This is a genomic window from Nostoc sp. 'Peltigera membranacea cyanobiont' 213 (assembly GCF_002245975.1).
Classification (GTDB): Bacteria; Cyanobacteriota; Cyanobacteriia; order Cyanobacteriales; family Nostocaceae; genus Nostoc.
In genome coordinates this window covers 12,259-36,910 of sequence record NZ_NOLI01000083.1, presented here as the reverse complement: position 1 = coordinate 36,910, position 24,652 = coordinate 12,259, and the positions used below count along the sequence as shown (strand labels likewise).

Genomic DNA, 24,652 nt, shown 5'->3' with positions numbered 1-24,652 from the left:
CCCCAATCCCTTATATCTATGAGCTTGGCTTGTGTAATTGTGTCAGCCTGAAAGAGCAATTTAATACTCAAGCAAATTTGGTAGTTCCCATTAATTTGAGCAATAATGGGAACCCAACTCCTAAGCTTTGGGGTTTGTTGATTGCTCACCAGAATTCTGGAGAACGACATTGGCAAACTGATGATGCAGAAATGCTCAATGAAGTTTCGGTACAATTAGCGATCGCTATCCAACAAGCTGAGTTGCTAGCCCAAACTCAAGCAGCCCTTACCAAAGAAAAGCAACTAAATACATTTAAATCTCAAATCATTGCAACGGTTTCCCATGAATATCGAACGCCCCTAACTTCAATTCTGGCGGCTGCATCAACTTTGGCAAAACATAGTCAGCAACTAGATGAGTCTAAACAAGAGAGGTTTTTAGGAATTATTGAACAGAAAGCAAGATATATGTCCAAACTAGTGGATAATATGCTTCTGGTTAACCAATTTGAACTAGAAAAACCCACATTTAAGCCAATCCTACTTGATTTACTGCAATTTTTTTCTGACCTCATAGAACAAGAGCGAGAAACAACAGGCGATCGCCACGAATTGATTTTTAACATTACTGGGCATACCCAAGGCTTTTGGGGCGATCGCGGACTTTTGCAGCAAATTTTTATTAACTTAATGTCCAATGCAATTAAGTACTCTCCAGATGGAGGGACTGTAGAGTTCCACCTCATCGGTAAAGAATCAGAGGCGATCTTTTACATCCAAGATCGGGGAATTGGTATCCCGATTAGAGATCGAGAAAATTTGTTTCAATCGTTCAGTCGCGGAAGTAACGTTGATACGATCCCTGGTACAGGCTTAGGGCTAGCGATCGCTAAAGGTTGTGTCGAGTTACATGGTGGCGATATTACTTTGTCCAGTGAAGTGGGGGAAGGAACTAAAGTTACAGTCAGCTTACCGAAGATATGCCCAATTAGTCAACTTTCCCCATCAGCAACTTGATTTGTTGCAGTATATAGCGCTTATCTACATTACTTACAACTTAAAAAATAAATCTCGTGATTCTTACTCTTGAATTTCTATGTTGGTAATCAGCCATTCTTTGACTGTTTTACCGCAAGGCTCAGAACTTTGGCAATCATTGACATTCTCTAGCTCATAAGACATCTTTACTTTCTGATTAACGTATTTATCTGGTTCGCAAACCTCAAATGTTGCCCCTACACCTTCATGTAAATTACCATCTTCATCTACAACAGTAACGTAGCATTTTAAGTCTCCACTTTGCATATCTTTGATTGTCCCAAATATCGGGTTGTCGTTATCAATTTCATTAGAGCTATTATTTTTATTTAATGTTGAATTACTAGCTTTTTTAATACTTTTGGTATTATCTACCTGACTTGAGTAAGTAGATTTAGAGTTGACTTGAGTGACTGTTGCAGTATTTGCTTGATTAACCTGATTTGGTTGAGAAACACTCTTGCCAGATTCACTACAAATGACAACCAACATAGAGCAAAAAACTAATGTTGTAGTAAAAATTGTTTTTTTCATTTTATTTATGTCAATCAAAATTTATCGATGGTCGTTTTGATAAAAATGTTAAAGCAATAGTCAATCCACCAATTATTCTGTTATTTAAAACAAAATAAGTAGTGTTTTCTATCAAAGCTTTGGGAAAATCCTTGTTTCTTGGAATCGCACATAGAAGCACAATTGCCCAGCCTAAAGGAATAAAAAAACTTTTATTATGTTTTTTATTTCTTTAATTATGACAATTTTATGTTTTGTCGCTTAAAAGTGACATCGTGATATTTGCTGAATATGCTCGGCGTTATCTACATTTTTTGGTGTATTATTCGTTAAAGTGATTAAAAAATACCTTTAGCCTACTTAATTTGTATAAATTAATGCTGAATTAATCATTGATTGCTAAATATTAATGCTTTGATCGTTAAATAAGTATTTAATAGACTTTAGAAGCTGTAAGTATTGATTTTGTGTTATCTGAAGGTTTTCTCAACTTAAACAAACCATTTGGCTGGACTTCCCACGACTGCGTAGCGCGGGTGCGAAAATTGTTGCGCCTCAAACGTGTAGGACATGCGGGAACCCTAGATCCAGCTGCTACAGGGGTTTTACCAATCGCCCTTGGTAAAGCTACCAGATTATTGCAATATCTGCCAGAAAACAAAGCGTACATTGCCACTATTCGGCTGGGTGTGCGGACTACAACGGACGATTTGCAAGGTGAAATCATCACTTCTCAACCTTGTGCTGGATTGAGTTTGGCAGAGGTGAAAACGGCATTAGCACAATTTGAAGGGAAGATTGAGCAAATACCACCTATTTACAGTGCAATCCAAGTGGATGGTAAACGTCTCTACGATTTAGCACGCCAAGGTAAAACGGTAGAAGTTCCAGTGCGAACAGTGGAAGTTTTTCAGATAGATATTTTGGACTGGAAAGAAGGAGATTTTCCTGAATTGGATGTGGCGATCGCTTGTGGTTCTGGTACATATATTAGAGCGATCGCTCGTGACTTAGGTGCAATTTTAGAAACTGGTGGCACTCTTGCGGCTTTAATCCGTACCGAAAGTAGTGGTTTCAATTTAACCGATAGTCTCACCTTGACTGATTTAGAAGCACAGCTACAAGCTGAAACATTTCAACCCGTTTGCCCAGATGCAGCTTTACAACATTTATCATCTGTTACTTTACCAGCAACATCTGCTCAAAGGTGGTGTCAAGGTCAGCGAATTTCTCTAAATTTCGATATTCCTGAAATAGTACGAGTTTATGATGAAGAAAATCGCTTTTTAGGTATTGGGCAATTACAAGATGAAGTGTTGATCCCCCAAATGGTTTTTGAACCGATTTCTTAACATTGTGGTGAATTCAAGATTTGAATTTGAATACAGAGTTTGGGCTGAAGCGATCGCAGCTAATAGAATTGCGATCGCTGTTTTCACTAAACAGGAGAACGACAAGTCATGAGCGATCGCCATCCTAGCACTACTGCACGTCTCAATGTTTACATCCAAGGTCAAGGATTCCCCATACTAGGTTTACACGGTCATCCTGGTAGTGGTCGTAGTCTTTCTGTCTTTACCAATCATTTATCAAAACGCTATCAAACTATTGCCCCTGATTTACGCGGATATGGCAAAAGTCGCTGGAATGGCAATTTTGATATGAATGACCATTTAACTGATTTAGAAGCGTTGCTAGACCGCTTAAATATTGAAAAATGCCTAGTATTGGGATGGTCGCTTGGGGGTATTCTGGCAATGGAAATGGCATTGCGTTTACCAGAGCGCATTACTGGGCTGATTTTGGTGGCGACAGCCGCAAAACCCCGTGGTAGCCATCCTCCTATAACTTGGCAAGATAATTTATATACTGGCGTTGCTGGCCTATTAAACTATATAAAACCGAGTTGGCAATGGAATATTGAAACTTTTGGCAAGCGATCGCTTTTCCGCTACCTAATCCAACAACATACATCCACAACTTACCACTATATCGCCAAGGAAGCAGTACCAGCTTATCTGCAAACCTCTCCTGCTGCTACTCGCGCTCTCTACAGTGCAATTCAATCGGGATACAATCGGCTTCCAGAACTGCCACAAATCCAATGTCCAAGTTTAGTACTTGCTGGCGATCGAGACCGTCACATCACATCTGATTCCAGCTTACAAACCGCTCAACATCTCCCAAATTCTCAGTGGCAGTGCTATCCAAACACCGCCCACCTTTTCCCGTGGGAAGTCCCCCAGCAGGTGCTGAATGATATCGATCGTTGGCTGGAAGAACATCCGCAGGTAATTCGTAATTCGTAAAGAGCGTCATTACGAATTATCTTGATTTTCGCCTAACTTAAATTTGACCGCCAAAGGCAGGCTGTACTTTGCGGTCAAATCTTTCCCCCAAGTCTTCAGCAATTGTTAAGGTATTAGGTTTGCAACGTTTGACACGCACAGAAATTCCCGTAGCTCCTTCGGCTTCTAAGTCTTCTATGTATCCATTGCTTGACAATCTTGCATCAGAAGAACTCAGAAATGGGCCAAAGTAATAAGTACATCGGGGATTTTGCGTCACAATCTCTACCCACCAAGCCAAGCCGAGGTAGTCGAATGTGTTGATCAACACTTCCTTGAGGTTATGCCAAATGGTTTTCATGGTTTTAGCCGATTTATAAACGTCTACAGGGTGTTAAACGATATGTTGCTTTATTATCTTTTACATTTCTTTATACTCTGTTACTGTTATTTTTTCAAAGAAATTTTTTGTAACTTATCTAAATAAAGCGTATTTAGCGATCGCTGGCGATAAACTTCATAAAGCGCCATCCCTGCTGCTACAGATGCATTCAGACTAGGAGTCTTACCTTGCAGAGGAATCGATACTAAAAAATCACAGGAACGTTGAGTCAACATACCCAGACCTTCGCCTTCTGAACCGATTACCAAAACGATTGGCCCTTTGAAATTCACAGTATGCACGGGTTCGCTTCCACTTGTAGCAGTGCCGTAAATCCAAAAGCCAGCTTCTTTTAATTCGTCTAAGGCGCGGCTGAGGTTGACAACTCTAGCTACAGCAAAGTTTTCTAAAGCGCCTGCTGACACTTTCATTACAGTAGAAGTGATCCCAGATGCTCTTCTTTGAGGAATCACCAATCCTTGAGCGCCTATTGCTTCGGCGGTGCGAATAATTGCTCCCAAGTTGTGGGGATCTGTAATTCCGTCAGCTACTACTATTACGGGATCGGTTACAGATTTAGACTGTTCAATGAGATCGGGCAATTCAATGTAGGCGTAAGGAGCAGTTTGTGCTGCCACACCTTGATGATTAGCCCCATTGGTGAGATAGTCTAAGCGCTTGGGTTCAACCTCATCAATAACTGTGCCATTTTCCTTAGCTTGCAGGAGAAAATGGTGGAAGCTGGGATCGTAGCGCAGCCGGGTAATAATCCAGATGCGGTTGAGATTGCGCTGTTTTTGCAACGCACTCAGTACTGGATGACGACCGTAGATGAGATCGTTATCTTCTTCTATCGGTTGTGTAGATACAGGTGACTCGGAGAAGTTGCTATTTCGTTGTCGGGAGTTGCCAGAAATGGGGTTGCTATCTACTTTCCGAGGATTACGAGTGGGACTAGCAACAGAGATAGGGTTGCTATCTACTTTCCGGGGATTACGAGTGGGATTAGCAACAGAGATAGGGTTGCTATCTATTTTCCGGGGATTGCGAGTGGGATTAGCAGCAGAGATAGGGTTGCTATCTATTTTCCGGGGATTGCGAGTGGGATTACTAACAACGCGCTTCCCCTTAATTTTTATCGGTTTCCCACGATTGGGTTCGCTAGTAGAAGTGTTGATGATTTTTCTCGGTTGATTCTGCATTTGATTTATGGATATAGCTTATGGTTGAACATACCGATTACCTGAATTTCTGGAACCTAATCTACTGCTGTACCTATTGTTGTGAAATTGAGCTTTCACTCTTTTTCTACATGAAGCATTTGCAACAGTTCGGTTAGACGCTGGTAATCGGTGAGATATAAATAGCCTATTAAGGTTTCTAGACTAGTTGCCTGTTGATAAATTTCGGGATTGAGTCGCTTAGGGCGGCCTGTAGCGGCGTTTCTACCCCGTCGGACAATATCTAATTCGGTGTCCCTCAGATGAGGAGTTAGCGATCGCAAATGTAGCGCTTGTGTTTCTGCTCTTACCTGCTCCACTACCAGCCGATGGTAAATTCCTGACCGCTGCAATGGCAGCAGATAGAACATTCTAACATACAACTCATAAATTGCATCCCCCAAATATGCTAAAGCAGTAGGAGAAATTTGTTGCACTTGTGAGAGGGAAATCTGTTGGAATGGCCCTGTGGTTGCCAAGAGTGCTTGAGTCCAAGATAAACTCTGCTTAGGAGTTTCATCTTGTCCATCTAATAGTTCCTCCTGTGACTTCACAAATAAATCATTCCTTGACGGGCTAGATTTGGCAGGCATTCTTCGCAAAGACTGATTTTTCTGAAGTGTGCCATGATAGTATACTTAGCATAATCAATACTATCAAAATTGCTTCCTAATTTCATCATTTTGACTGAGAGTTGGCATTTTAAATCACCCTGATGTCAATGCCTATGAACCAAATTTTGCCTAATTATTGTGGTCTGTATCTAAGATAGGGTAAAATTTTGACATCAAATACACGCTGTTACTAAATCCCATTGTCATGCTTACTTAGTAAGCGACAATTTCTAACTATACAGTATCAAGTCAACTTTACCTATACACAAATCTGCTGACTTTGTATTTTCTACAATTTTTTCAGACTTGATTGTTTATCCGATATTCTGCCCAATAATCATTTACCCAAGAACTGGGTGTCTATAAATAGTTGGAAAAAATATTTACAGTCATTACGCAACTTATAGAGACGCTACCGCGTAAGCTTCATTCGCAATGACATAGTGTAATTCATTCTGTCCAAGTACTTATCTTTAGTTATTGCTCAACTTTAAACATAATAACTCAACTGGTTTTTTGCCTCTCCCACCAGGAGCTACGGTGTACACACAAGTCTTTGAGAGTGGACTCACAAGCTTTTGATCCCCCCAACCCCCCGACAAATTGGGGGGCAAAAGTCTCTTAAAGTCCCCCTTAAGAAGGGGGATTTAGGGGGATCTTCAACGATTTTGGGTTTTGTACAGATATGTCTGTACACCGTAGCCCACCAGGAGAGAGGTTTTCTGCCAGAAGTTTTAAAAATTAAGCTACCCGATGTTGAATCTGGATAGCTGAATCGATTTGGTTCAAGCAATCAAGGCTACTTGACGTTTTCTAGAGCTTCTTCAACTGATTTTTGCAGGGAGAGAAACTTTTCTAGGCGAACAAGCTTCACCGTTTGAGTTACACGGGCATTCGTGACAATTTGCAAAGTGCCCTCAGCAGTTTGAGCTTGCTTGGCTAGTTGTACCAAAGCACCCAAGCCAGAGCTATCAATAAAGTCGATTTGTGAGAGATCCAAAATAATATGCTTAGGGCCCTCTTCAATCTTGCTGCCAAGTACTTTACGAAATGTTGGTTCAGAAAACGCATCTAACAAACCTGTGAGGCGGAATAGCTGGCAGTTATCCCGGACTTCACGAGTGCCTCTCAGGCTAACGGTTAGATTCAGTGGCTCAGCAATAATTCCCTCCTCATGAGTTAAAGTGAACGCTCAAGTATAGATGGTTTTTGAGCAAGTTGTCTACAATCTTTTGGGGCATTGGGCACAAGAGGCAGAGGGGCGGGGAGCAGGGAGAGGAAGGGAAAGAGATAATTTTTATTTTTATTCTCCCCCTTGCTCCCTGCCCCCTGCTCCCCACCTATTCCCCATTTTTACTTCACCTCGGCTGTTGCGGCTTGACGGGCTGTTCGCATCGCTTGAACAAATTGCTCAAACAAGTAATCAGCATCGTGGGGGCCAGGACTAGCTTCTGGGTGATACTGTACGGAGAATACAGGTAGAGATTTGTGACGGACTCCGGCAATGGTGCGATCGTTTAAGTTCAGGTGGCTGATTTCTACAACTGCCGTAGGTAAAGAATCTGGATCGATCGCAAAACTATGGTTTTGGCTGGTAATTTCTACCCGTTGTTGTAATCCAGCAGGCTGATTTAAACCACGATGACCAAATTTAAGTTTATAGGTTTCTGCCCCTAATGCATGACCTAAGATTTGATGTCCCATGCAAATACCAAAAATAGGCTTTTGACTTAACAAAAGCGCTTTAGCAGTTGCAATCCCTCCAGTGACAGCAGCCGGATCGCCCGGCCCGTTAGAAAGAAACACACCATCTGGATTGTAATTGAGGATTTCTTCTGGTGGTGTATCAGCAGGCACAACAATTACCCGACAGCCGTAACTTACTAAGCGTCGCAAAATATTGCGTTTTATGCCAAAGTCAAGAGCTACAACAGTAAAGGCTTCCCCAGGATTTTCCACAGCCTCGCAGTTGAATTCCCAAGCTGGAATTGTGGGATCTGACCACTCATAAGCTGTTGAGGTGGTGACTTCTCGAACCAGATTTAATCCCGCCATGTTGGGAGCCGCCTGTACCTGTTCTAGCAATTCCGCCTCATCGAGAATGGTTGTGGAAATGCCACCGTTCATGGCTCCAAACATCCGAATTTTGCGGGTGAGGGCACGGGTATCGATGCCGTATATCCCCGGTACTTGATTTTGTTTGAGGTAGTCTGGTAAGGATTGTGTCGATCGCCAGTTACTTGGTCGTTGACAAATATTTCGAGCGATCGCACCCCGCACTTGGGGGCCATCTGATTCCTCATCTTCAAGATTAATCCCAGTATTGCCTAATTCAGGATAGGTAAAAATGACAATCTGACCGCAGTAACTAGGGTCAGTTAGGACTTCTTGGTATCCGGTCATGCCAGTGTTAAACACCACTTCTCCGATCGCGGTTCCCGTCGCACCGAAAGACCAACCGCGATAAGTAGTTCCATCTGCCAAGACAAGTAAAGCAGGTATTGCGTCAGTCAGGGGCATAGTAAATTGGGGAATTGGGAATTGGGGATTGGGGATTGGGGATTGGGAAAACTCTTCCCCACCTAGTCCCCTGTCCCCAATACTGCGATTGTTAATTATCCCATGAGTTGGGGAATTGGGAGTTTTTTGGATAGTTAATTAAAATTAAATTGGGAATTTAAAGTGGCGGGAGTGGATTTGGCAAAGCTAGGGCGGTTAAAATTAATTATGCTTCAGTCTTTTTTTTCCCGTGCAACCCTAATTTTAGTATCAAGCGCTCTTGCGGTTTTGTGTGTTGCCTGTAGTGAAGACAAACGGAACACTGTGGCTGGTGGCAATGAGCAACCCGCGCCAATTGGGGATTTGGCATCAGTAGAACCTGCCGTCAAACCACCAACACCAGCAGTTACCCCAGAAGTACAGCCGCTAGAGCCGTCTGAAAGCGAACCAAGTCTTTTTGAACAGGGGTTAGACAAAGCGGTTGGCGCTTGGAGTATCAGCCGTTCTGCTCAATCTCCAGGTGATTGGATTTTGGTGGCGAATCAGTACCAGGATGCGATCGCGTTGATGGAAAGAGTCCGGCGACAAAGCCCGGAATTTGCGATCGCTCAAACCAAAATCACTGAATATCGCCACCAAATTAAATATGCTCAACAACAAGCTGCTCCTCGCCCTGTGCGTCTTGCCGAACCGAAGAGGATAGTAGTTGTGGTTCCTCAAACAGCAATCACACCAAAGTATACTTCGCCTCCAGAAGAAACAAAACCGTTATCAATAAAACCAGCTTTGCCGTCATCAGCAGTAGTGATTCCAGATCAGGAAGTGTTTACAGCCCCAATTAAAAGGCGACTTGGTGGAACGCCAATTGTGGAAGTCACTTTCAATGGCCAGCAACAATTTGAGATGATTGTGGATACGGGAGCCAGTGGCACTGTCATCACCCAAGAGATGGCCAATGCTTTGGGAATCGTGACAGTGGGGAGAGCTAAGGCAAATACCGCTAGTTCTAGGGCTGTAGAATTTCCTGTGGGCTATGTTAATTCGATGGCAGTTGGTGGGGTAATAGTAAATAAAGTACCAGTAGCGATCGCAGGTGCGGATCTAGAAACTGGACTTTTAGGACATGACTTTTTTGGTAACTACGATGTCACCATTAAACGGAATGTAGTAGAGTTTCGCCCGCAATTGCGATCGCAAATCAATCCCCCAGAAACTCAACTAACTGCTCCAACTTCGTCCAAGCAGCCCCGCTTTGTAGGATATCCCTAGCGATTTTAATCCCTTGGGCGTGATCTAGGAGTGCGATCGTACCCGCTACTTGCAGCGCCAACGACGCATTTAAGGCAACCGCATCTTGTTGCGCCTGAGTTCCCTTACCTTGGAGTACCGCCTTAAGAATCACCGCATTCTCTTTGACATCGCCACCCCGAAGCATACCTATGGGAGCAGGTGTTAGATCCAAATCTAGGGGATTGATGGTAGTTACCTGCACTTCTCCATTTGATAAAACCGCTAAATCAGTTTCATCTCCTAACCCAGCCTCATCAAGTTTTTCTCGTCCATGTAAAACGATCGCCTTTTCCTTGCCCAAATTGTTTAATGCTTGGGCAACAGTCGCCAAAAGTTTGGGAGTAAATAGCCCCACTACTTGCCCAGTTGGACGCAAAGGATTTACTAACGGCCCCAGCAAATTAAACACCGTTCTTACCCTGAGAGTCCGCCGCAATTGGGCAACCGCTTTCAGTGCTGGATGCCAACCAGGTGCAAACAAAAAAGTGATCCCCACCTCTTGTAATGCGGCTTGCACCTTGTCACTGGATGCACTCAAGTTTACACCCAAGGCTTCCAACACATCTGCGCTCCCCGTCAGACTTGAAGCTGAACGATTGCCGTGTTTAGCAACGGCTACGCCAGATGCAGCAGCTACAAATGCAACGGCTGTAGAAATATTAAAGGTTGATGAACCATCTCCACCAGTGCCACAGGTATCTATTACAGGGATTAGAGATTGGCTGGATTTTTGCCCAGTCCCCAGTCCCCAGTCCCCAGTCCCCAATTTTGATTGAGATTGTAATACTTCAGCCATACCAGTCAATTCATCGGCAGAAATGCCTCTAAAGTTCAGCGCTGTTAAAATAGCCCCTGATAACTCAGGGGGAACCGCTTCACTAAGCCAACCTTGCATCAATTCAGCAGCTTGAGTACGAGACAAGGATTGGCCATCTATTAATTGTTGCAGCAGCATATACCAGCTAGCAGACGATTCTTGAGCAGGGATTGGGGAAGTTGTCATAGAAGAAAGTTTGTGGTTTGGTAGGGTGTAGCTAGGTTGAAGGGTATGGGAGCTATCCTACCGGAAAATTGACCGCTATTAAAATTAGGTTTAAATATCAAGGCTCAACTGCAAAGCTGGATTAACAAGCTTCTGATTTTTTGCTTTTTTATCCAAATAAAGTTTAACTTCGTAGTTAGTAATGAATAATTCTTTTCCTTTAGCTGCACCACTCTGCTTATAGTTATTCATGCCATACTGCAATTCCCACGCTGAGATATTAGCCCATTGAAAATTTTCTCGAATTTGCGGTGAGTCATCGTAGGTTATTAGCCAGCGATGATGGCATTGTTGCAAAAGTTCAGCAAATCTCTGATGTTCAAAAGACGTGTGTAAGTCACCATCTTTACCATATAGCTTTGATTTTGTAGCACTAAAATATGGTGGATCTAAAAATAAAAATACATCTTCTCCTGCTGATTTTAATAGATGACTGTAATCAAGATTAGTAATTTGGACATTTTCTGATAGAATACCTTCTAGTTTTTCTAAGCGTTCTATCGAAGAATTAGTAAATCTTTTATGAAAAGCTTCTTGGGAAAAGCCACCTGATTCTACAGTTCCTGAAAAGGTTATTCTATTGAGGACGAAAAAACGAACTGCTCTTTCTAAATCAGATAAATTATTTACATCTACAGTAGTAAGTTCTGCAAAGAGCAGTTTACCATCTGTATATTTTAGTTTAATATGTCGAATTTCTTGAACTAACTGAGCGATATCAGATTGGGCAATTTTCCAGAATAAAAATAGTTCGCGGTTTAAATCGTTAATCCAAATTTTGATATGTGGAAACTTTTGTCTTAAATCAATGAATACAGAACCACCACCCACAAAAGGCTCTCGAAATTCTGAAAAGCTATCTGGTAAGTATTCAGCTATCTGATTTATTGCTTTTGACTTACCACCAGGATATCGCAGAGGACTTTTGATAATCATTTAAGGACATATTCAAACTATTTTACAGATGATACTTATTTAGTGTTTTTATCAACTATAGTTTCTGGAAAACCATCCCAAGTTATTCCATCAATTTTTCTACATAGTTAATATACATAGATTGATAGGATTTGCTGCCGCCCAAATTATAGCAATGAGCCTGTATATATTTCAGCATTATCCGATGTTTGGCTGCTGACCAGGGTCTTTTACGAGCAAAAAATTTATTTGAATCTTCTGGTTGTCGATCGAATAGAGATAATTGTTTTACTGACATTGCTGAACCTTGGGAAGTAACAAAATATGTGATGGCTTTGGACTAGGTTAGCAAATACAGGCAAAGCTCGTAAAAATTGCAACAACTCTCCAAAAATTATCGTATTTAGCTGTTTGGCACGTAGCTTGCCGCCGTAGGCAGTTTTTGTAATATATATTCACTAACTGAATTTTGCCTTGATTTTATGTTGCAATCTTGTAAAAATCTGTTACATTACTTTACAGGCAGTTATAACTGTTACAACATAAAAGCTCGGAGTATTATTTATGGCAGACGTTAAGAAGACTACGGGTTCGATTCCAGAAGATCCTAATGCTTTGCGCTGGGGCTTTACTCCTCAGAGCGAAAACTGGAACGGTCGTTTTGCAATGATTGGTTTTCTATCTGCTGTTGCGCTTGAAGTGTTTTCTGGCCAAGGGATTTTACACTTCTGGGGCATCCTTTAGATTTAAACGTTTTTACACCTTCATTAGATGATTAGGTAAGGCAGCGATTTGTAAAATCGTCTGCCTTTCCTTTATGGGGAAATTCTCTTAGCGTGATGAGCGAAATATTACACGACCTGGAGATTCTTCTTGATTAATTCGCGCATATACTCGCAGACAAGTTAAGACTTCGCCAGGAATACCACCACAGTCTAGTTGTAAGTCATCCTTGGATGAAGCACAGATATCCGCATAAAGTCCCGATAATTGGCGAATTCGCACTTCATTACCTGCATTAATAGCTTCATCAGCGACTTTCTTCAAAATGCGCCGTGATTCATGTTGTAGCTTTCCCCACCAAGAATAGCGTTCAGCCGGTGGTACGAATACTAGGGAATGTATTGCTTCATCCATGTCAATCCAAGCACGGAGAATTGATAGGGGATCGGTGTTTTTTTCAGCTTTTTGGGTGCGTTGGAAGCGATCGCTTAAAGCATCAATATATTGATCGCGTTGTTCTGTTTTGGAGTGCAAGGAAATGACATCGAAGCTAAAAACGCTCTTTAAAGCATGATGTAAATCTGGATCTATTTCGATAAAATTCATGTATAAAAATAGGAATGCTGCTGGTAAATCAGAGACATTACCTTGGGGAATTTTAGAATTTGAAAGTGCTTGTTGATACAAAGTCAATCCCTGAGTTTGAACAGTACCACTAAGTCCAGGGTAGATAATTTCGTCTCGGATAAAGGGAAGTTGATAGAGGTTAGAATGATCTGCGATCGCACCAACTTCTTGAGCTAAATCTAAAGTGCGCGATCGCCAAGTTGCAGCCAAATCTTCTGGTACTCGCAGCAGCTTGCGTTGAATCTCATTCCACAAATCAGAATCCGTTGTGCTTTGCAGTTGGGAATTACCCAGATAATAATTAAGTTCTGAGTCAGAATCGAAAGCTTCTCGCAGGTGATTTAGTTTTAAATCATCTGGCGGATCTTCCCAACCAATATCTGGCTGTAGGGGTGCAGGTTGCAATAGGTTATGAAGTTCTTGCAGCACTTCATCGCATATTTTAGATCCTGGATCTAGTGGAAATTCTGTGCGAGCCTGATTTAAAGTAGCCTCTAGTCCATACAAACTAAACCGCAGTAACTGGGCTAACTCTGAGTTTTCTATCTCTAATAATTGACGCAAGTGCTGCATAAATATCACCTCCAAATATTTTTTTAGCGAATTAAATTTGGCAAAACTTTGCGTTCCTCTGCGTTGAAAAAATTAATATTTTTAAACGCAAAGGGGCGCGGAGTAAACGCAAAGGAACGCAGAGGTTTAATGCAAGAGTTAATGTATGCCGCAAAATGGATCGCGTTCTTTATCAACTTCATTGGGCTGCAATTCTAATTCAGCAATATAAACGCATCCCTCTTCTTTTAAGCATTCTTGACTGTTTGATGTCCAATAAGGGACTTCGCCAGCGTGCATCCGTAAAATACCTTGATTGTCAAGAGTTACCCGATATTGGCAAGGATAATCTGTTGTCACATCTGGTTTACTAAGTGCGCCAATTCTTATCCATTTTTTGCTGTTGGTTTCCGCATCTGTTTGATAAATATAGAACGTGTGCTGGCCAGTTTGCGGGAATGGAGGTAAAGGATTACTAATTAATCCAATTCCTGGTTCTGTCACACCATCGCGTAAATAGTGAAATTTTTGGAACAATTTACTACCATCATTTCCTACTTCAAATACAAGATGATAGGCATCTGGTTGATCGACAGTTGCAGACTCAAGAACATTGACGGCAATATCACCATCGTTTAAATCTTTATTGAAACGTTCAACAGCAATATTCCAGTTCAATTTACCATCAGCAAATAGCGGCGATGTTTCTGAAATAACCGATTCCAACTCAATGCCGGGAATATCAATTAAATAATGGGGGTTTCCCTGACAAAGCAATACATTAAATTCAAGGGTTTGGTCAATTTCAAACTGGACTTTTATTTTTTTCAGAAACTCTGCTTCTTGCATTCCCAGTTTATTCATGAGATTTTTGCCGTCGAAGCTACCCCAGAGTCGTAAATCTCCATCTTCGTAGTCTTGACGGTAAATAATATTAGTTAATTGGATTCCTTGCCATGCAGTACGAACCTTAGCGACAGTTTCCCAATGTGCGAGTTGATAGAGTTCTTGTCCAGCTTTGAATATAGTTAGTAAATCGTTACTTTGAGTTTTACGTTTGAAGTTGCAAGGTAAATAATAAAATAGGTTTTTAACATCAATTTCTAGTTGGTTAGCTCCCTTACGCAGTAAGCTTTTAGACTCTTCTGGATCGAATCTTAATCTTCGCAATTTCTCGGCATAGCAAGCACCTGCGGAGGTGGCTAATTTGGTAAATTCCAACACAAATGTAATTCGTTCTGGATTCCACACAAAATATGGAGATTTACTAAATTCTTGATAGATTTGGCGCTGTACTATGTCTAAATTACAAGTTTTGCCAGATAGAATTAACCAATCAACTTTTTGAGAATTCCAAGAATCTTTGGTGAGATCGTCGGGACGCAAGCGACTTTCCATCAATCCTTTAGCAATACCGATCGCTTCTTTAATTCCTGAAACGGCGGCTCGTTCAAATTGCCGATTATCTAAAGTAACACAGATGTTATTTGGATCTTTGACTTGCAATTTAACGGCGCTTTGGTTGAGCAGTTCGGAAATTTGTTGTTCAGAAAGTGTGAAGGTTAATAGAGAATTATCTGTTGGCGCTTTTTGCCCAAGTTTAAGTTTAGCGGCTTCTGCATAATCCCAAAGGATATAAAAGGATTGCAGGCGTTGGGGTGATTGTTGCCAACGAGTAGGTAATACTTTCTCGGCAGTATCTAGGGCATCTTTGTAAGCAATATCGCCTTCTGGATTCTCCTTATCTAGACATTTTAAAAGACTGCCACTTTTGAATTTGCCTTGTTCTAAAAAGCGCTCGTTTAATTCAGAGCTAATTAAATCTTCTAGCTTTTCGCTTTCAAGATCGCCTGTCGTTACTGCTGTCAATAAAAAGTCTGCGATCGCAACTTTTAATAATCTAAAAATCCGCAGCGTAATTAACTCACCACCTAACTGTAAATGACCGGATGAACCTAATAGTTTGGGAGTAAGTTTATAGTAACGTCCTCCTAAACCTCGGTCTTCATAATCGGCAAAAGTAGGGGTTTTATCTTCTAAAGTCAGTTCAATTAAAGCTAAATCTGTGGTTCCCCCACCAATATCTAAAACGAGGACATTTTGTGACCATTTATTTCCTGCTTGACGGCAACGAGTTTTGAATGATTCGATGCCAATATTAAGATTACCGCCAAATTCTCGCCATAAAAAGAATATTGCCACAGAAACAGCTTCATCATAAGCAGTTTGAACATCATCGATTCCCAATTGCTCAACAAATTCCTTAACTTCCTTGCGAACAACTGGTGGGGCGACAGTGGGGTAAGTAACAACTGCTGTTAAAAAAGTCCCTTCTGAAAACCTGCGTTGGGCGCGTTGGCGATAATCTTCAGTTAACTCGATTAAATGCGCCCAAGCAGATTGAATTAGTTGGTTAGCAGTAATCATTTCTTCTTCACCATCTACAATAATTGAAAACGATCGCTCCTGACCAAAATAACGTTTGGGTGAATGGTGAAATCTGCTGATAATTTCCTTTAAAGAACTACTTGTACCTTGAGCGATCGCTTTTTTGCGGTTATCTCTAGCTTCCCTGCCCATCCGCAGTTTTAAGTCCCCTAGCTGCGAAATTTCCAATTCGCTGGGAATTTCCGTATCGCGGCGATCGATATCCAGCACAACTGGGATCAAATTTTGCGACTCTAGGGTAGGAACGCGGAATACCTCATGATAGATTTGGTAAAGTTTTTTGCTGACAGCCCGGCGGAATCTCTCACTGTTTCCTAAAGAAAGCTCAATTTGGCGAATTGCTTCTAAAAAGCGCTCTTTATTGTCACTTTCAAATACTTCACTCAACTTTCTTGGATCTATCTCCAGATTTTTGCTAATTTCTGTGATGAATTTTGCCCAATCGTCATCGCTGACATCTGGTAAAGCCACTGAAGCGGGGGAACTTAGCCATTCTGATAAGCGATCGCGCAACCGCATTTCTTGCTCTTTGGGGAGAATTTCTGCGATCGGTACTTCAATTGGATCGAAGAGTGTAACTGTGGAATTCGACGTACCAAAATCTAAAGCAAACCATCCCGGAAATCTTTTTTGTTGTTTTTCTGGTTCTCGATCGCTATATTTGTTGAGTTGGAAAGGGTTCATTACAATATCACTTTCTGTTGTTTGTTTTATAGCTAGCTAAAAACTATGGTTTTTTATCATAAAAATGACAAATTTAGAGAATCTTTGTGGTGAAGAATTTTAATCGTAGGTCTTGTACCACTGATTCTCTTTAGCACTGGCTTTTTTATCTGGCGCGATGCATAGATTGGGCTACGCTATGAAAATTGGCGGTAGTTCCTAAGTTGATCTTGAAGATTCTTGCTCATTTGCAAGTCTTACTTGTTCAATGGTTAAATTCAGTAATTGGGCAACGTTTTCCATCGACATACCACTAGCTAATAGCTGAGGTACAAGTTCAAGTTTTAGTTCTTCTCGTCCTTCTTGTCGTCCCTCTTGTTTAGCTTCTTGATAAACCCTCGTTTCTTCTAACTTAACTCCTAACATTGCCTCTACCTCTTCACGACTTAAGTTTGAAAATTTATAAACAGCAATTGTTGTGATTACATCTATTATCTCTTTCTTCGCTAAAACAGTTATCTGTTCTTGTTGCACCCTCTCAATTAAACGTTTCGCGTCTTGCACCATTTGAGTCTCTGAGGCAATAGTCAACTGCATCAAACTGATACCTACTTTTTGCTCATCAGGAGTACCTAACTCATCCAAATAAATTTTTTGTACTTGTGAACTGTTCAGTAACGATCTGTGAATAGTGGTTTTTTCAGGTTCCAAGCTGCGAGACTGTAAAATAATCACCCCATACCAGTCATCATAAAGCGATGGGTTCCGATACATATACAACATCGATTCGGAGAAAAACCGATGGTACAATAACTCATCCTTTTGGAATTGTACCTCAGCAAAAAAGATCGTCTGAGATGTTGCATCAGGTGGAGGCAAAAATACGCCATCAATCCGAAATGTTGGTTCTTTAACTTCAACTGATTCAAAGCGATAGCTAGCAGCTTCGGCTGGAGGCTGTTCTACTAACTCGAATAGCAACCCAGGGACACGCTTGAAAATTGTATAAAAAATCGCATCACGTCTCACAAAAATATCCTCATATCACCCGATCGCAATCAGTTATTTTCTGAGTTAGCTCATCTCACACATCTAAGTAAGAAACAGAAGCAATTTCTGAAAGAATCTGTAACCAAGTAGGAATTGCTACCTCTGGTGGTAAGTCCCCAGCCGCCAAATATCTCAGCAAAGTTTCTTTTTTTGAAAGGTTTTGCAAACTAGGAATAATTTGATCCAAAATACCTTCTAGTTCCGAATTAATTTGCTGATTAACTTCGCTAACATACTGCACAAGATGGAGACTAGCGCTAGCAGTAATTTCATCTCGCAGTCGCAGTACTAAAAGTTGGTGATTGCTCGACCTAGATAAACCCTGACTTTTTTCTGGTGCCCAGTCAAAGATTTGACCAACGTTGTGTTTCTCGTCTTGACGCGCTAACGGAAATATGGTTTCAGGTGCAACGCTTTTATCTTTACTACCGATTTCCGAAATAATTGCTTCCTTCCATTCGTTAGGATCGCATCCGAGTAATAATTTGTAAAAGAGATCGGCATCTTCAAAACCAAATTTCTCTTCAATTTCTTGTTCCATATCTGGATGGAAAAATGCCTGTAATTGTTCGCGTTCTGGGGCTACATAATTTGACAATTGGTTTAACAAATCTACCACTGCTTGATGGATGCGATCGCGGGCAAAATCTTCTACTTCCTGAACGGTTTTTTCAAATACTGGATAAAAATCATCACTCTTGGTTGGTAGGGAAGTATTTACACGATTTCCCCGATCGAATAATTTCCCGGCTGCACCTTTAGATTCCGCCAGAGCGATCGCTCCATTGTTGGCTTTGTTGAAGAGTAAAGTCCACTGGTTCCAATTGAGGATTCTAAAAGTGAGTTCGTCTTTAACTACATCGCTGACGACAACACCGCGCCGATCTTTAAGTGGTTCCGTCCCCAAATCTTTTTGAAAATTCCTGTAGATTTTATCCAAGCTTTCGACTACATAGCGCAACTCAAGAAAGGCGGGGCTGTCTCCTGTGGGGATACCTTGCTCGTGAATTTCATCTATGATGTCTTTCAAGTGGTCTTGTTGCTGACTCACTACATCAGATGCTCTGCGAGTATCTTCATATAATTGCTTCAAACCGTGAGTTGCTACGTGAGTTTGAATCAATTCCCGCAGCTTACTAAGTCCGCCATCTTGACCAAAGTAACCTAGCTGTTTGCCTAAATTACTGCGGGGATCGGTGTCTAATAGCCGTTCGCTTAATAACTCCCATTTATCTTGTAGGCGTTTAGACCGATCTAGGTAATCAGGATAATCTAAGTTAGCCAAAAAATCTGGTGAGCCGGCTTTGACTGTACTAGAACGTTTTGCTAATTCAGCCAATCCCAACAATGGCGACAGTAAAACGATCCGGTCTTTTTGGGTTGTAAAGGCTTCTGCGCCGTCAATAGTAGTTTGCAGAACTTTGAGTTTTTGGAAAACGCTTTCCTCTTTTAAATGTGAACTATCTTCAATCAGTTGGTCGAGTTCTCTTTCGCCACCTTCACTATCTAAAGGCAGTTGATCGAAGCGACCTACACCGACGAGAATCAAATCTTTCAGGTCTTGTCCCGGTCGCTGCTGCTGCATCATGGTGAAAATTTTGTTGGCGCGATCGCTACCGGGAGATTTACCATTGAGCAATACCAAAATTGTTTGTACTTCTGCTAATTCTCGCAGCGACAAAAAGGTATCCCTAGCCCCCGAATTAGCAGCCCCCAATCCCGGAAAGTCGATCAGAATAAATTTAGCAGCACCATTAAAATCCCAAATTTCCCGTGAGATTTTCACATCGATATCTACACGGCGGATGAGTGGAAAGCTATTCTGCAATAACTTTGTTGGTAGCCTCTGGGGTGGACTCGGCAATCGGATATGCGCTGGCGGTAAATCCTCAAATTTCAGACTTTGGATTGCCATTGGCTGTTCAACCAGTTGTAGCCCCTCACGGGCGGTAGTAGCATCAATCTGGTAGTGCCCACCACACATAACTTCCCCATAAGCTTGATAAGCTCGGAGGAATAATACCAACTCCCGCAGTAAATAACGTAGCTCTAAATTGTTACTACTATTCCAAGCTTCCTCACACCAACCAATAATATCTTTGCCAGAGTTAAGTTTTGATACTGGTATCGGAGGAAGCCCTGCTGCTGTCGTGCGTTTATGGGCTTCCCCTAGCATGAAGCGTAGACACTCATGTACCCCTTCGTGAGAAAGATACTCTACAGTAAAATTACTTAATTGAGTAGTTGCAAAGTCGTCTTGCGGAATGATATGTATTGCGGTAACATTACCTGTAGTGGGGTTTTCACTGACTGGTAAAGCATCTGCATATCCAATTAGACTGCCTAAAAGTAAAGTTTTTCCACTACTGAATTCCCCCATCACCCCAATTTTGACAGGTGAAGTTGCAAGGTCTACAGTTTTCTGGGCAGCTGACCGCAGATGCAGGAGACAGTCATCAAGACTAGCTGGAACCCAATCTTCTTGTTTTGAAGGGTGCTGGGGCACAGAATCTATCTTTCGGAGGATGAATTCGCCGTACTCCTTAAAACGGCCTAGTTTATCTGGTTCCATAAAGTAGTTCCCGCCTAACATTAATTTCTGTGAGCTTTATAACATATAAAATGCGAAGGCTAGCCATTGTTGCAACCTGTTGATATCACATTTAGCATCTCTCTCATTTAATTTGCGATTTTAGGATGAAGCATTTTGAAAAATCGGGTTTTTCAGGGAAAGTTGAAAAGGAATTCAGAAGTCAGAATGGGCTAAAGCCCCACTACCGCTAACAGAAATCCGAATAATTAAAGTAGGTTTTTATACACCCACAAGTTCAGAACAGCTTAGTTAGTATAGATGTGGGCATTGAATTGTTAGACTAATCATTCTAAGAGGATTTATGAAAAACATTAGGTAAATATAATTTGCTACTACACAAGCAAAGTTTACTTACCCGGAAAATATGAAATATCAAAAATTTCAAACCCACGGAGATGGGTTTTGTTTTTATAGCCGTGACTGATAGTAGCCAGGACTTTAATTCATGCTGAATTCTTCTTGATAAAAAATCAATATTTATTTGATATGAAATTACTGATTATTGTGAATTTCTGATAAAGATGTAATCGCGTCATGGCAAGTCATATAGTTTTTGTGAAGCTAAATAAGGTTTTGTCCAATGTGATTATATAGCTCAGATGAATTTAAAGGTAATTTTAAGAATAAACATAGCCGAATAATTTCCTGATAGATGAATAGTTTAATTTTAACGAATAGTATGAAGTTAATCTTAATCATAACTTCAGCATTTTTTAATTTTATTTACAAGAGAAAAGTAATTATTGCAGATATAAAAATAAATAAAGTATTAAGATAAATAACAGACCGCAATGAAGATGATATCCCTTTATTAACAAATTCTATTTTCCGACATCTTACCTTAATAATTTAGGCAGTGCAGGCAGGCAAAAGTGTTTTCTAAAAAGGTGCAGAGCTACATTAACCAAATCATAGTCGAAGAGGAAGAAATACCACAGGATGAAAAAGTATTTTGCCGACAGGCGGATACTGCTCCTCTGATGATTTGGATGGCTGGATGCAATGCACTTTATTGTTACTTAAATTCAAATTGGTTGGAATTTACTGGAACCCATCTAAAAACAGGCGCGTCTGCATCGGCGCGAGGACAAGAGATAAGCAATATCTGGGCTTCTAGCGTCCATCCAGAAGATAGACTACGATGTAATAATATATACTTAAAAGCATTTACTACGGATGATTCCTTTCAGAGGCAATATCGCCTGCGTCGGGCTGATGGCGAATATCGCTGGATTTTAGATACAGCTGCGCCACGATTTGCAGTAGATGGCAGCTTTGTCGGTTACATCGGTTACTGTGTGGATGTAACAGAAGTGCAACCTAGCCTGAGAGAGAACTGCTCGGCATCTACAAATCCATCTCGTTGTCTACGCAAATTAACAGAACAAAAACAGGCGGCAGAATTAACAAAAGCCCAAAAGCAACTACAAGCCGAAACAGCAAAACGCCAACTAGTTGAAGCACAGTTACGCCAAAAAACATCAGAATTTACAGCAATTTTGCAAGTGCTTCCTGATTTGTACTTTCGTATTGATGCTGATGGAAATATTCTGGACTACAAGCCAGGAAAAATAGATAATTCGTATATGACAACAGAAGATTGTCAGGGTTTGAGTTTGCGAGAATGCCTACCAGATGTTGTTCGCGATCGCTTCCAGCAAGCAATAACTCAAGTCCTTGCAACTGAATCTTCAGTCAGTTTTGAATATACTTTACCGCTCCTACAAGGAAATAATAATTTTGAAGCTAGGTTATTGCCGTTACCAGACCAGCAAATCATAGTTCTTATCCGCGACACCAGCGACAAAGTACAAGCAGCACTAGTAGAAAGCGATGCCAAGTTTCGCACCATTATTGAAAATGCCAATAACGTTATTTTTGCCCTGAGCCTTGAGGGAATATTTTCCTATGTTTCTCCTAACTGGACTCAAATTTTTGGGCATGAGGTTGCAGAAGTTGAAGGCAAATCCTTTATTCCCTTCATACATCCTGACGATGTACATATCTGTGTAGATTATTTCCAAAAAATTGCGACAACAACCCAAAAGCAAGACGCAATTGAATACCGGATAGAACACAAAGATGGTACTTGGCGATGGCATACAAGCAACTCATCTGCTATTAGAGATGTTAATGGTAATATTCTAAACTTCGTTGGCATTTGCCATGACATCACCGATCGCAAACAAGCAGAAGAAGCTCTAGCAGAACGGGCGCGTTTAGCAAATTTTCGTGCCGAGGTAGACGCGGCCCTGACTCAGAGTGACAGCTTACAAAATATGATGCGCCGTTGCACTGACGCTTTAGTTGAACATCTTGATGCAGCCTTTGCTCGCATCTGGACGCTGAACAAAAAAACAAATGTATTGGAGTTGCAAGTCAGTTCTGGGATATATACCCACATTAATGGGCCCCATAGATATGTGCCAGTAGGTCAATTCAAAATTGGTTTAATTGCCGAAGAAGGCAAACCTCATCAGACAAACTCTGTGCAGACAGATCCCCGCGTGGGTAACAAAGAATGGGCAAAGCGAGAGGGTATGGTTGCCTTTGCTGGCTATCCCCTGGTTGTTGAAGATGAAACTGTAGGGGTAATAGCCATGTTTTGCCGCCAAATGGTGACAGAATCAACTTTTAAAGCCCTAGAATTCGCTGCCCAGGAGATTGCCATTGGCATCAAGCGCAAACAAGCAGAAGTCGCACTCAGAGAAAGCGTCCAACGGGAAGCATTACTTAATCGTCTTTCTAACCAGATTCGAGCTTCCTTGGATCTCAATTACATTGTAGAAACCGCAGTGCAGGAGATCCGTAACTTATTCCAGATCGATCGCTGCGCCTTCTTTTGGTATCGACAAGATACTGAGGTTCCCTACTGGGAGAAAGTATACGAAGCAAAAAGTTCCTCTTTAGGCTGTCTGCTTAACGATCGAGAAGCAACTAATGCAGAAATCGAACTCATCGCCGCCAAAACCTTGAATAAAGAAATCATCCGCATTAATGATATTGAGACTGTGGGTAATGGCACTGCCCAGCTATTTTTGCAGAAGTTTGGTTTCACTGCCTTTATGTCGCTACCCGTACACACCCAATCTGGCGAAATAGGTGCATTTAGTTGTGGTTCTTATCAGGGCTTCCGGCCTTGGCTAGACAACGAAGTAGATTTACTACAAGCAGTTACAGTTCAATTAGCGATCGCCATTGACCAAGCTAAACTCTACACCCAAAGTCGCATCACGGCCCAAACTGCCCAAGACAAAGCCCAGCAGCTAGAAACTGCATTACTAGAACTTCAACAAACCCAAGCGCAACTGATTCAAACTGAAAAAATGTCCAGTTTAGGACAATTGGTTGCAGGTATTGCCCACGAAATCAATAATCCCGTCAATTTTATTTACGGCAATATTAGCCACGCCCGTCAATATACTAAAGATTTGTTGCACTTGGTAGAACTTTATCAACAGAGTTACTGCCCAGCAACACCAAAGATTCACGAACAAATTGACACCATTGATTTAGACTTTCTCAAGCAAGATTTGCCCAAAATTCTGGATTCTATGAACATGGGAGCCGAACGCATTCGGCAGATAGTCCTATCTTTACGCAATTTTTCTCGCCTTGATGAAGACGGTACGAAAGCAGTAGATATTCATGAAGGTATTAACAGCACCTTACTGCTGTTGCAAAATCGCCTGAAATCCAAACCGGGACATCCCGAAATCCAAGTAATCCGAGACTATGGCAACCTACCACCAGTAGTCTGTCAGCCTGGAGAGATGAATCAGGTGTTTATGAATTTGTTGGCAAATGCGATCGATGTTTTAGAGGAGTCATTTGTCATTAGTCATTTGTCATTAGTAAACAACTCTAAACAAATGACTTCTCCCCAAATTCGCATTCGTACCTTCATCCAAGAAGACCGTGTAATCATTAGCTTTGCCGACAATGGCCCAGGCATGACTGAGGAAGTACGTAAACGCTTATTTGATCCCTTCTTTACTACAAAAGCCGTGGGTAAAGGCACGGGTATGGGGTTGTCAATTAGCTACCAAATTGTCGTACAAAAACACGGCGGACAAATCCAGTGTATTTCAGCACCAGGAGAAGGTGCGGAGTTTGTCATTATGATTCCACTACATGGGCAATCTTCAACATCGATAAAACTTTAATCTTTTCTTAATCCAAAAGTTAACCTATTGGTTGTTAACTAAGATTAA

19 protein-coding genes are annotated in these 24,652 nt (G+C 41.4%); 6 read left to right on the top strand and 13 right to left on the bottom strand.

Annotated elements, in window-relative coordinates; genetic code table 11:
* Nucleotides 1–998, top strand: a 998-nt coding sequence (locus CDG77_RS21190) for a GAF domain-containing sensor histidine kinase (protein WP_143857066.1), incomplete at its 5' end; no start/stop codon positions are given.
* Between the two features lie 63 nt (nt 999–1,061).
* Here CDG77_RS21190 and CDG77_RS21185 read toward each other — a convergent pair.
* Entirely contained in the window at nt 1,062–1,553 is a 492-nt protein-coding gene (locus CDG77_RS21185; protein ID WP_094331295.1) for a hypothetical protein, read from the bottom strand.
* 446 nt (nt 1,554–1,999) lie between these two features.
* Between CDG77_RS21185 and truB the strand changes: the two genes are divergently transcribed.
* Nucleotides 2,000–2,884 carry a tRNA pseudouridine(55) synthase TruB gene (gene truB / locus CDG77_RS21180; RefSeq protein ID WP_094331294.1) on the top strand — a complete coding sequence of 295 codons (885 nt, stop codon included), beginning with the start codon at nt 2,000–2,002 and terminating at the stop codon, nt 2,882–2,884.
* Between the two features lie 108 nt (nt 2,885–2,992).
* On the top strand, nt 2,993–3,841 hold the full coding sequence (locus CDG77_RS21175) for an alpha/beta fold hydrolase (protein WP_094331293.1): 849 nt from the start codon (nt 2,993–2,995) through the stop codon (nt 3,839–3,841).
* Nucleotides 3,842–3,878: 37 nt separating this feature from the next.
* Here CDG77_RS21175 and CDG77_RS21170 read toward each other — a convergent pair whose 3' ends face one another.
* The 5 genes from CDG77_RS21170 to carA all read right to left on the bottom strand — a co-directional run bounded on the left by CDG77_RS21170 (nt 3,879) and on the right by carA (nt 8,556).
* Entirely contained in the window at nt 3,879–4,181 is a 303-nt protein-coding gene (locus CDG77_RS21170) for a DUF1816 domain-containing protein (protein ID WP_094331292.1), read from the bottom strand.
* 86 nt (nt 4,182–4,267) lie between these two features.
* Entirely contained in the window at nt 4,268–5,404 is a 1,137-nt protein-coding gene (rlmB, locus tag CDG77_RS21165) for a 23S rRNA (guanosine(2251)-2'-O)-methyltransferase RlmB (protein ID WP_094331291.1), read from the bottom strand.
* A 95-nt stretch (nt 5,405–5,499) separates the two neighbouring features.
* On the bottom strand, nt 5,500–5,976 hold the full coding sequence (locus tag CDG77_RS21160) for a Mini-ribonuclease 3 (RefSeq protein ID WP_094331299.1): 477 nt from the start codon (nt 5,974–5,976) through the stop codon (nt 5,500–5,502).
* 859 nt (nt 5,977–6,835) lie between these two features.
* Nucleotides 6,836–7,201, bottom strand: coding sequence for an STAS domain-containing protein (locus CDG77_RS21155; protein ID WP_083782327.1), 366 nt, complete (start codon nt 7,199–7,201; stop codon nt 6,836–6,838).
* A gap of 188 nt (nt 7,202–7,389) precedes the next feature.
* Complete coding sequence (gene carA / locus CDG77_RS21150; protein WP_094331290.1) at nt 7,390–8,556, bottom strand: glutamine-hydrolyzing carbamoyl-phosphate synthase small subunit; 1,167 nt, start codon at nt 8,554–8,556, stop codon at nt 7,390–7,392.
* Nucleotides 8,557–8,763: 207 nt separating this feature from the next.
* Here carA and CDG77_RS21145 point away from each other — a divergent pair, with 207 nt between their 5' ends.
* On the top strand, nt 8,764–9,804 hold the full coding sequence (locus tag CDG77_RS21145; RefSeq protein WP_094331298.1) for a retropepsin-like aspartic protease family protein: 1,041 nt from the start codon (nt 8,764–8,766) through the stop codon (nt 9,802–9,804).
* Here the strand turns inward: CDG77_RS21145 and trpD are convergent.
* The 3 genes from trpD to CDG77_RS21130 form a co-directional block, all read right to left on the bottom strand.
* Nucleotides 9,734–10,828, bottom strand: a complete 1,095-nt coding sequence (gene trpD, locus CDG77_RS21140; protein ID WP_094331289.1) for an anthranilate phosphoribosyltransferase — start codon at nt 10,826–10,828, stop codon at nt 9,734–9,736. The genes CDG77_RS21145 and trpD overlap by 71 nt on opposite strands.
* Before the next feature lie 90 nt (nt 10,829–10,918).
* Nucleotides 10,919–11,800: a DNA adenine methylase gene (locus tag CDG77_RS21135; protein WP_094331297.1), complete on the bottom strand. Its 882-nt coding sequence runs from the start codon at nt 11,798–11,800 to the stop codon at nt 10,919–10,921.
* An 85-nt stretch (nt 11,801–11,885) separates the two neighbouring features.
* Nucleotides 11,886–12,080 carry a hypothetical protein gene (locus tag CDG77_RS21130; protein WP_219852135.1) on the bottom strand — a complete coding sequence of 65 codons (195 nt, stop codon included), beginning with the start codon at nt 12,078–12,080 and terminating at the stop codon, nt 11,886–11,888.
* Nucleotides 12,081–12,346: 266 nt separating this feature from the next.
* On the opposite strand from CDG77_RS21130, the gene CDG77_RS21125 reads away from it, so the two are divergent.
* The gene (locus CDG77_RS21125; RefSeq protein ID WP_094331288.1) at nt 12,347–12,526 is read left to right on the top strand and encodes a high light inducible protein; all 180 of its coding nucleotides are present in this window, start codon (nt 12,347–12,349) and stop codon (nt 12,524–12,526) included.
* Between the two features lie 87 nt (nt 12,527–12,613).
* On the opposite strand, the gene CDG77_RS21120 is transcribed toward CDG77_RS21125, so the two are convergent.
* The 4 genes from CDG77_RS21120 to CDG77_RS21105 all read right to left on the bottom strand — a co-directional run bounded on the left by CDG77_RS21120 (nt 12,614) and on the right by CDG77_RS21105 (nt 20,417).
* Nucleotides 12,614–13,705, bottom strand: a complete 1,092-nt coding sequence (locus tag CDG77_RS21120; RefSeq protein ID WP_094331287.1) for a hypothetical protein — start codon at nt 13,703–13,705, stop codon at nt 12,614–12,616.
* Between the two features lie 138 nt (nt 13,706–13,843).
* Entirely contained in the window at nt 13,844–16,816 is a 2,973-nt protein-coding gene (locus CDG77_RS21115; protein WP_223269905.1) for a molecular chaperone, read from the bottom strand.
* A gap of 198 nt (nt 16,817–17,014) precedes the next feature.
* The gene (locus tag CDG77_RS21110; RefSeq protein WP_094331286.1) at nt 17,015–17,824 is read right to left on the bottom strand and encodes an Rpn family recombination-promoting nuclease/putative transposase; all 810 of its coding nucleotides are present in this window, start codon (nt 17,822–17,824) and stop codon (nt 17,015–17,017) included.
* A gap of 55 nt (nt 17,825–17,879) precedes the next feature.
* Nucleotides 17,880–20,417, bottom strand: coding sequence for a proteasome protein (locus CDG77_RS21105; RefSeq protein ID WP_094331285.1), 2,538 nt, complete (start codon nt 20,415–20,417; stop codon nt 17,880–17,882).
* Between the two features lie 893 nt (nt 20,418–21,310).
* Here CDG77_RS21105 and CDG77_RS21100 point away from each other — a divergent pair.
* Nucleotides 21,311–24,604: a PAS domain S-box protein gene (locus CDG77_RS21100; protein WP_223269904.1), complete on the top strand. Its 3,294-nt coding sequence runs from the start codon at nt 21,311–21,313 to the stop codon at nt 24,602–24,604.
* Nucleotides 24,605–24,652 lie beyond the last annotated feature (48 nt).